This is a genomic window from Thalassobacterium sedimentorum, from assembly GCF_031127905.1.
Taxonomy (GTDB): domain Bacteria; phylum Verrucomicrobiota; class Verrucomicrobiia; order Opitutales; family Coraliomargaritaceae; genus Thalassobacterium; species Thalassobacterium sedimentorum.
In genome coordinates this window covers 61,394-70,024 of record NZ_JARXIC010000023.1, presented here as the reverse complement: position 1 = coordinate 70,024, position 8,631 = coordinate 61,394, and the positions used below count along the sequence as shown (strand labels likewise).

General features: G+C 57.6%; 7 protein-coding genes. All 7 read right to left on the bottom strand.

What is annotated here, in order from left to right:
- Window positions 1–574: 574 nt before the first annotated feature.
- The 7 genes from QEH59_RS13355 to QEH59_RS13325 all read right to left on the bottom strand — a co-directional run bounded on the left by QEH59_RS13355 (window position 575) and on the right by QEH59_RS13325 (window position 8,506).
- The gene (locus tag QEH59_RS13355) at window positions 575–1,516 is read right to left on the bottom strand and encodes an AEC family transporter (RefSeq protein WP_308985878.1); all 942 of its coding nucleotides are present in this window, start codon (window positions 1,514–1,516) and stop codon (window positions 575–577) included.
- Between the two features lie 125 nt (window positions 1,517–1,641).
- Entirely contained in the window at window positions 1,642–2,436 is a 795-nt protein-coding gene (locus QEH59_RS13350; protein WP_308985877.1) for a M14 family metallopeptidase, read from the bottom strand.
- Between the two features lie 357 nt (window positions 2,437–2,793).
- A complete protein-coding gene (locus tag QEH59_RS13345; RefSeq protein ID WP_308985876.1) occupies window positions 2,794–4,032 on the bottom strand; it encodes a type II toxin-antitoxin system HipA family toxin in 1,239 nt (412 codons plus the stop codon).
- Window positions 4,029–4,334 carry a helix-turn-helix domain-containing protein gene (locus tag QEH59_RS13340; RefSeq protein WP_308985875.1) on the bottom strand — a complete coding sequence of 102 codons (306 nt, stop codon included), beginning with the start codon at window positions 4,332–4,334 and terminating at the stop codon, window positions 4,029–4,031. Before QEH59_RS13340 ends, QEH59_RS13345 begins: the two co-directional genes overlap by 4 nt.
- A 409-nt stretch (window positions 4,335–4,743) precedes the next feature.
- Complete coding sequence (locus QEH59_RS13335; RefSeq protein WP_308985874.1) at window positions 4,744–5,613, bottom strand: DUF1835 domain-containing protein; 870 nt, start codon at window positions 5,611–5,613, stop codon at window positions 4,744–4,746.
- A gap of 89 nt (window positions 5,614–5,702) precedes the next feature.
- Window positions 5,703–6,332, bottom strand: coding sequence for a response regulator (locus QEH59_RS13330; RefSeq protein ID WP_308985873.1), 630 nt, complete (start codon window positions 6,330–6,332; stop codon window positions 5,703–5,705).
- A 2-nt stretch (window positions 6,333–6,334) separates the two neighbouring features.
- A complete protein-coding gene (locus QEH59_RS13325) occupies window positions 6,335–8,506 on the bottom strand; it encodes an ATP-binding protein (RefSeq protein WP_308985872.1) in 2,172 nt (723 codons plus the stop codon).
- Window positions 8,507–8,631: the final 125 nt, after the last annotated feature.

Here is an 8,631-nt window from a genome sequence, read left to right as displayed (position 1 = left end):
AGCTTGGGCTTTGCGTAGCCTCGAAACTTTGTTTCGGGGGGGCGGTCGGCATCGCCCCGGTTCCCCTTTCGACGAGCTTAGGACTGGCGAGAACCGAGGTTACAAAAAACAATATCTATTAGGACCAAACTTTTTTCGAATAGGTATAACTCATCCGAGCGCGTGTGGCAGGGGTACTGCGTTAATTGTAGGGGCTTCATTTATGACGCCCGCGTCAGAGTCGCCGCTTATGAACTGCTTGCCCTGCGACACGTCCGCCGTAGCTCGAAGAGCGAAGGAGGAAGCTTTAGCGAAGGAGGAAGCCTTTAGGCGAAGCATGGGTCCAACATTGAACGCACTGGTGCAGCGTTCCCTCCTTCTTGTGGCCTCGGTTCTCAGAACCGGACGGCTGAGCGGAACTAAACGGGGTCTAAAGAGCCCCGCTACTTGGCGGCGTCCGTCCTACATTCAAAATTGGACGTTGGATGTTGAGCGTTCGATGTTCCCAATTTCCTCATCGTTCGATCTCCATTTAACTTCCCACTCTCCACTCTCCACTTCCCACTCCCCACTGGGGCAAGTTCCTTGCCCCCCCTTACACACTGAGGGCGATGATCAGTCCGACGGTGGGGATGCAGGCTAGGGTGCTGAGGATGATGGAGCCGGCGGCCAGGGCTTCGTCGCCGTTGAGCGCTTTGGCCATGATGTAGGAGGCGACGGCGGTGGGGCAGGCGCTGAGTATCAGTAGCACGAGCCGTGCGATGGGATCGACGTCGACCCAAATGAGTAGGAGGGCGGTGATGGCGGGCAGCACGATGACTTTGAGTGCACTGGCGTAGCTGGCGCTGCGGTAGCGTCCTTCCATCGAGACGAAGGCCATGGCGCCGCCTACGCAAAAGAGGGAGGCGGGCGCGGCCATCTGGCCGATCAGTCCTAGCGTGCTGAGTGCGAAACGGGGCATTTCAAAGGGGAGGGCAAAGAGGCCGACGCCGATGATGGAGGCGAGGATCAGTGGGTTGCTGATGACTTTGCCCAGGGTGCCGCGTAGCATGGAAGTGGATACGCTCTGCTGGCTGAGGGTGAGCATGAGCACGGCTAGCACGTTGTAGAGTAGCATCGCGGGCGCGAGTAGGAACATGACTTGTGCCACTGCGGCGCCAACTTTGTCGGGCTGGATGCCTTCGACGGCAAAGACCACGAAGGGCAGCCCGGCGAAGGCGAGGTTGCCGCGGAAGGCGCTTTGCACAAAGGTGCCGACACGCTCGCGGGGGAGTTGTAGCCAGCGACTGGTCAGCCAGGCCAATGCAATTAAAATGAGGGTGGCCAGGGTGAAGATGCCGATCGCGGGCAGTGCATCGCGCGGCAAGGACTCGGCGGTGACCAGGCTGTGAATGATCAGCGCCGGCAGGCTGACCCAGAATATGAGCCAGTTGAGCTCGCTGATAAAAGTCTGTGAGAGCCATCCACGACGCGCGAGCCAGAGCCCGAGTCCGATGACCACGAAGACGGGGAGCAAGGTGTTGATGACTTGAATCATGAAGAGAGCGGGCTTGTTTGCGCAGTTGTGTGATAAAAAGCGGGGACGCTATGTTTTGCACTGCGTAGTGACAAGCTTCTAGCTTGTCGTATGTTGGACGTTCCCATTTCCTCTGGTCCTTGTGACTACGTTTCCTGCGGCTGGGTTTGGATGGCTGCCAGCACGGCGGCTTTGAGTGTGTCGACGCGTTTGCGGAACTCCATGGCGGATGGGGTTTCGAGGGTGTAGTTGCTGCCGCCGAAGCTGGCTTGCAGGCAGAGGGCTTCGGGCTGGCCGGCTTCGAGTTGCAGCTCGACTTCGATGCGTATGATTCCGTCCTGGGCCGGGAAGCCGTCGATCTCGGTTGCGGTTTCGGTGGGCAGGTGTTTTTCGGTGGCCGCTAAGATGCGCTGGGCGAGGCTGCACTGTGGCTTGCCGGCTTGGGGATGGCTGCTGTGGAGCGGTAGTTGGATTTCGTAGAGATAGAAGCCTTGGCTCTCCCAATCTTCGTGCAGGTGGAGGGCGCAGTCGAGTTGAGGGATGTGGGCCTGTATCCATGCGGCGTGTTGCCGGGTTTCCTGGGAAACGAAGTCGCGGTAGTCGCGGTTGAGGTCGATGCCGTCGGGGTTCTCGCGGGTGCCGTTGGCCAGTCCGGCGGGGTTTAAGAGGGGGCAAATGTAGTAGTGATGCGTGGGGGGCAGGGCGTCGTTTTGCAGTAGTTCGAGTATCGCCTGGGAAGTGGCGGGCTCGTCGCCGTGGATGCCGGCGGAGAGGTAGATGTGCTGGCTGCGTGGCCCGGGCGCAAGGGCTGGGCGCGTCATGCCGAGCAGGGGCCATTGTGCTTTCAGGCCGACCTGCCCGAAGCGGGTGACTTGGAAGCCCGCCGCTTCGCCAGCGGTTTGGAGTTGCTGAATGAGGGGAGCCACTGTGGGTGTCATCATAGCGAGACAGCTTGTGGACAAAGCCTGAAAGATGCACCGTTAATTTAGATGAATCTTATAGGGCGCTGGAACTTGAACCGTTCCGTCTTCATTTCATTACGCCGTGACATGTAATTTACGTTAATTTGCGTGAATCTTACACGGCGCTGGAACTTGTAAGGACGTTGGACTTGCAGGACAGCTGGATTTGGGAGGGCGTGGGGACTTGAACCGTTCCGTCTTCATTTCATTACGCCGTGACATGTAATTTACGTTAATTTGCGTGAATCTTATACGACGCTGGAACTTGTAAGGACGTTAGACTTGCAGGACGCTGGATTTGGGAGGGCGTTCGAGGTCCAATCTTCGCTCGTTTTTTTAGGTGATGGAGCCTAGGCTGGAATGGAGGTCTTTGATTACAGTTTGTACTACGTTTCGCAGTCCTGTGCCAATGCCGTTGGCTTTGGCCAGTGTGGGCCATTGACTGAGGGCGTCTTGTATTTGCTCTAGCATTGTATTGAGTTGGTTCTGTGAGATGCCCATCAGGTCGGCTAATTGCTTGAGATCTTGATAGCGGATGTTGTTTCGTTTGCCTCGGATGAGCATCCAGTTGCCTCCGAGGTCATTGTTGGTGTAGAGTAGGTCGTAAGCGGGTGTATTCGTCCATTTTCCTTCGGAATCCATGCTGAAGGAAAAGTTCTTTGCATGATCGTCTCGATTGCTCGCTAATAAGTTAAAAAGCATGCGTCGGAATTGTTCGCAGACGTCCTCAAAATTCCGCGTTAAGTTCTTAGTCAGCCGTAATAGGTCTTCGTAGTCTGTGCTGGGGGAACTGAAATCGATTCCAGCCATTGCTGCGTAGCTGTGGATGTGAAGGCGGTGGTTGGGATTGGATCGCTCGCGATCGAAGCGACGGATTGCGAAGTGTGGTACTCCATTTTTGTCGGGTAGCAGCATTGTGTCGGGCACGTGGATGCCTGCTTTCTTGGCTAGTTCAAAATATGTTTGTTCGATTTGGCAAATTGAGGATGTTTTTGCTTGGGTCGTGTTCAGCTTGATTATCCATGCTTCCATGCCTGAGGGGATGTTGCTGGGGCCAGTTAGGATGCGACTGCGGTCGGGCGAGATTGCCGCTAGTAGTTTGGGGGTGGCCCCGCCAGCGGTGCCGCCGGCTTGGACGATTGCTGGATCCAAGTGGTCGAGGTGCTCCATTTGTTGCAGTGACTTGGCGGATTGAGCTGCATTGACTAGATCAATCATCTCCTGGGCGTCTGCTTCGTCTTTCGCGGGCGCGTAGGTGAGTGCTCCCATGGTGCGGCTGCCCAGATAGCTTAACATTTGAAGTGGGGTGGGGTGTAGTATGCCTAGATCTTGAAATTTCTTTCTTAGGACCGACATGCCAAAGCGATCTGGTAGTGAATCGTAAATCAAACCAGGTAGCGTGAGGAAGTGGCCTTCGCGGTGCTCGCTGACTCCGGGGATAGCCGCTAGTTTGTAGGGTGAGAGTGGGAGTGGGGCTTGGATAAAGGATTCGTCGAAACTGAAGTAGTGGGCTCCTTGTTGGGCGAGCAACTGTCCGACGGGGCGCTCGCCTAATAAGACATTGAGCCGTTTCATGCGCGTTTATAGACACGTCCTTTGCGTGTGGAGGCTAAGGCTTTTTTCTCAACTTCGTCTAATGTCATGAGTTTGGGTTTGTTGAAGAGTGGATCAAAGTCAGCTTCAAGGTGAAGCACCTGTGCGACCTTGATTAAGCTGAGTAGTTCGATACGGCCTGTTTGCTCGAAACGTTGATACGAAGCGAGAGATACACCCGATCGTTGACTCACATCGCTCTGAGTCAGCTTGTGCAATATGCGTGCAGCTCTGATTCGGTCTGCGATCTCTTTGGAAATCTCAGTTTCAGTTTTTAAATTCATAATTATTTATATATTAGTAGTATTGGCCTTTTTACTTATCAAGTCTTAATATATTATGAGATGGTTGGTCGGGCCGGGCAACGCCGTTCCGTCTTGGGGCTTCTGTTTCGGTTTGGAGTCCCGCTTTTAAGCGGCTGCTCTGGCTCTATGCTTCGGCTAAAGGCTATGCCAGGGCGGATTTTGAATGAGTGTTATCGGAGCGCGTGGTGTGGTTTTAGTAGCCAAGTGCTTCAGCCTTGGTTCGTGGTTTTCGGGGCTTGGGTGCTGCTCATGCGCTGTCGGGCGCTAAAGCAACCCGCAACTTTTGGGGTCTCACTCTTCACCTCCTGCTCTTTTCTGCTAGGTATCTGTGGTTTGTATCCGTCATTTGATTGACTACAGATCACGCAGAATGCACGGAAAAGGCCGTTCAACCCGCCAGATAGACGCGATACTGTGCGAGTGGATGCTCGCTTTGCCATTGTGGGAGACGGGGGCTGGGGCCTTGGATGCGAACCTGGGGGGGTGTGCGATCGGCTAGGCCGTTGATCTTTGCCCAGAGTGTGGTGTCGCCCCAGTATTGTGGGGGCGTGTCGGCCTGCGCGACGGCGGTGAAGATTTCGGCGGGACTGTGATGACCGGTGCGGAGGGCGGCCAGGGCGTGGTATTCGAGTCGTCCGAACTCGCTGTCGGCGTAGCTGTGTTCTTGTAGCCAGCGCTTGACTGCCGCGGGAATCCATTGGATGGGGGCATGTGATTGAGCAGCTAGCGTTTGGAATGCGGCGAGGTCTTGCTCGGCGAAGGCGCGGTCGACTTGGTAGGCAAATTCGAATTGTTCGGGGCTGACGGGCTGTCGTGTGGGGTAGCTGGCGGCCAGCTCGCTGGGCTGTAGTTGGCCCAGGCCATTGTAGCGCTCGATTCTGGGATGGGCGTCGATGCAAATGAGCTCGACCTGCGAGCGCTTCAAATGTTGCAGGCAGGTGAGAATGTGGCACAGCATTGACTGGTCGAATAGGCAGGCATCGAACCACAGCACAATCTGCGTGTCGGCGGGCATCTCGCTCAGTTTGCGGTATTGGGCCTGAAGTGTTTCCAGCACGTATGCCTGGTCCAGACCGCCGGCGGTGCTTTGCTCGAGGAAAATGGCGCGTGCTTGTAAAGTCGCCTCACTCGGCCAGCCCGGATTGCGGGGACCGTCGTAGAGAATGTCGTGCCAGACTAAGATCTCGCCCGATAGCTTGGCTTCTTGAAGTAATTGACCGGCGCAGTCGCCGCTAGTGATGTGAAGGGTTGCTGCCATTGAAATACGTGTGGAGAGGGTTCGTAGTGACAAGCTTCCAGCTTGTCGTGTGGGGTGAATGACAAGCTGGAAGCTTGTGACTACGTTATCTACAACCCGAGTCGGGTAGCGTACCATGAGGCTTCGGCGCGGGTGGAGATGCCGAGCTTGCGGTAAATCGCTTTGATGTGGCTGGCTACGGTGGTGGGCGCGATCCCTAGCTGGTCGGCGACCTCGCTGTTGCGGTATCCGCGGGAAATGAGTACGAGGGTTTCTTTTTCGCGCTCGGTTAAGAGCTCGTGGTCGGCTTCGATGGGGCCGGTGCGCTGAAAGTGCTCCATGATGCGCTTGGCAATTGAAGGCGAGAGCGCGGGGACGCCTGTGCTGAGCTCGCGCAGCTGTCGACTGAGTTGCTCGGCGGGGTGCTCTTTGAGCAAATATCCCTGTGCGCCTGCGGAGAGGGCGGCGACGATGAGGGCGTCGTCGCCCATGATGGTGATGATCACGCAAATGGTTTGCGGGCTGCTGCGTTGGATGGCTCGCAGGGCGTCCAGACCGGAGCCATCGGGCAAGGACAGGTCGATCAGGGCGAGGTCGAACTCGGCTTTTGCGCTGGCTGCTCGGCTGCTTTTTAAATCGGGGGCTTCTGTGATCTGACAGTGGGGGAATGCCTGGCTCACGATCGCGTTGAGCCAACGGCGATTGTCGGCCTGGTCTTCGATGATGAGGCAACTGTTCATTTTTAGGAGGGCGAAGCGTTACAGGGAATCTCTATGCGTAAATAGGTAGTTCCCTCTAGGCTGCTCAATTTGAAACTGCCGTCAAGTGCGTCGATGCGTGCTTGGATGTTGCCCAGTCCATTGCCTGCGGGGGAGATCGCGGGATCGAAGCCCTTGCCATTGTCGCGAATTTCTAGCTGCAGTTGATTGTCTGTGGTCGTCAGCTGGATGGCCACCTGCGTGGGCTGGGCGTGGCGTATCGCATTACTCACAGCCTCGCGTAGGATCGAGCGCAGGGCATGGCTGAGTTGATGCGAGCTGACTGCCGGCAGCTCATCGGGGGCGGACCATTTAAACTCAATGCCGACCGCTTCCAGGCGTTCGGCGGTTTCGAGTCTGAGTTCGGCCAGGGTGGTGGCCAGTGTCTCGGCGCATTCTGAGGATTGATTGATGACGGCCCGCAGGTCGGAGAGTGAATCGCGAATGCGGGCGTCTTTGGTGGCGTTTTCCGAGCTGTGCAGTGCGCTGAGTAGTTGGGCGCCGATATTGTCGTGCATGTCGCGTGCGATCCGTGTGCGCTCCTCGGCGACGCCTTTTTCGTAGGCGGCCAAGCTGGCGAGTGCATGCTCCAGCATCGAGACGAGTTCGTTGGCCTGTGCGGCGTCGCGGGGGTGGAAGAGTGCACGTCCGCCACGGGCGTAGCGCAGTTCCAGTCCGGGGAGTCGGCCGACGGGCGGCAGGACCATGGTCAGACCATCGTCCTGTAGCTGCACCTGCGTCTGTGGCTGGCCGGTCGCTTGAGTCATTTCCAAGGGTTCAAAGACGGAGTGAATGACTGCACGCCAGCGATCGACCTCGTTTTCAGTGCCTGGCGGGGCCAGTGCCACGTCCACCACGCGTTGAAACAGGTCAAAGGTGTCCTGCGAATTGCGGGGCACGAATCGTTGCCACAGCCAAGCCCGTGCGGGGAGCCAAACGAGCCCGCAAATCAGTAAAGCGACGGCCAGTGAGGTGCCGGTGGAGAATTGCAGGCCATAGACAAAAAACAGATCCATCACCACTAGGAGCAGCACCGCGAGCGCCCAGGTCATGACACGCCGCCACCACTCGCCCAGATCGAATAGACGGTAGCGCAAGATCCCCAGCGCCAGTCCGCCATAGACCAGCAGAAAGAGGAGAAAGGCATAGCCCTGTATGGGGGAGGTATCGATGCCGAAGCTTTGCGGCAGCAAGATGAAAAAGCAGAACACACTGGTGCCGACCACCCAGGAGAGCAAAAACCACTGCAGCTTGGCGCGTTCCAGTGGATGGCGTCCACTGATGCGCCAATGCGCGCCGGCCAGCACAAAGGTCGCCAGCACACCGAGCAAGACCAGGAAGCGGCGGGCAAAGGTCATCGACTCAAAGAGGCCGATCTGTTGGGCCACAAACCAAAGCACAAAGAGCGCCACCACCGAGGGACCGACCCAGCGCGGGGCAATGCGGCGCGGATAGACCAGCAGCAGGGCGACGAAGCTAGCGGCAAAGAGACTGCCGCCGAGGAAATTGAGATCGCTGGCCCATTGCAGCAGGGTGCCGGGCACCGCCAGTTCACGCGTGGTGTAGGTCGCCGCCGCCGGCGCGAAAAGCAGGGTGGCCGCTCCGCTCAATAATAGATAGCGCGCGCTGGCCTCGCCGGGCCGAAAGGCAAACACCGCCGCGGAGACCAGCCAGGCCACTAAGCCGACCAGGCATTGCACCCAAAAGTCGGCGGGCAGATCCAGCAAGGGCCGACCGGCGGGATCGGGCTGCACGATAAAGCGCTGTCCGTCCGCCGCGATGAAGCTGAGCGCGGGCGCGGCCTGCATGCGGGCCAGTCGATCCTGCCGCTCCAGAAAGCGCCGATAGCTGGCATAGTCGCCCATGGCCCCGTCCGGCTCGACCGTGAGGTCGAAGGCGCGGAGTTCCAGCTGATCCTCCTCGGTTTCGGCTCGGACCAGAATGGTGCCGGGGGGGATGTCGGCCGCGGGGCCCTTGCTGGCGCGCACCCGTGCGCCGCTGCCCGCGTCGCTCGGGGCCAGTTTTAATCCCAGCCAGGGCTGTTGATGGGCCAGTAGAGTGACGAGCAGCATCACCGCGATTCCCAGAGCCAGGGCTCCGGTCAATAGCGTCAGCGGTGGAACTTGTCGTCGTGGTAAGGTCTGGGAAGAAGCCATGCGCGGATAACTAGCTGAAAATCCTCTGTTCAGGGGATAGCCCGATCTCGAGTGAAAAGATATGATCAAGCCTTACGCTAATTTCATCTATAAGCGTCAAGAATTCTTTTCGTTATAGCAGAAAT

Excerpts from the sequence above, each read along its gene's own strand:
- QEH59_RS13340 (WP_308985875.1), bottom strand. The coding sequence starts at position 4,334 with ATGAATTTAAAAACTGAAACTGAGATTTCCAAAGAGATCGCAGACCGA.
- QEH59_RS13345 (WP_308985876.1), bottom strand. The coding sequence starts at position 4,032 with ATGAAACGGCTCAATGTCTTATTAGGCGAGCGCCCCGTCGGACAGTTG.
- QEH59_RS13355 (WP_308985878.1), bottom strand. The coding sequence starts at position 1,516 with ATGATTCAAGTCATCAACACCTTGCTCCCCGTCTTCGTGGTCATCGGA.
- QEH59_RS13335 (WP_308985874.1), bottom strand. The coding sequence starts at position 5,613 with ATGGCAGCAACCCTTCACATCACTAGCGGCGACTGCGCCGGTCAATTA.
- QEH59_RS13350 (WP_308985877.1), bottom strand. The coding sequence starts at position 2,436 with ATGATGACACCCACAGTGGCTCCCCTCATTCAGCAACTCCAAACCGCT.
- QEH59_RS13325 (WP_308985872.1), bottom strand. The coding sequence starts at position 8,506 with ATGGCTTCTTCCCAGACCTTACCACGACGACAAGTTCCACCGCTGACG.
- QEH59_RS13330 (WP_308985873.1), bottom strand. The coding sequence starts at position 6,332 with ATGAACAGTTGCCTCATCATCGAAGACCAGGCCGACAATCGCCGTTGG.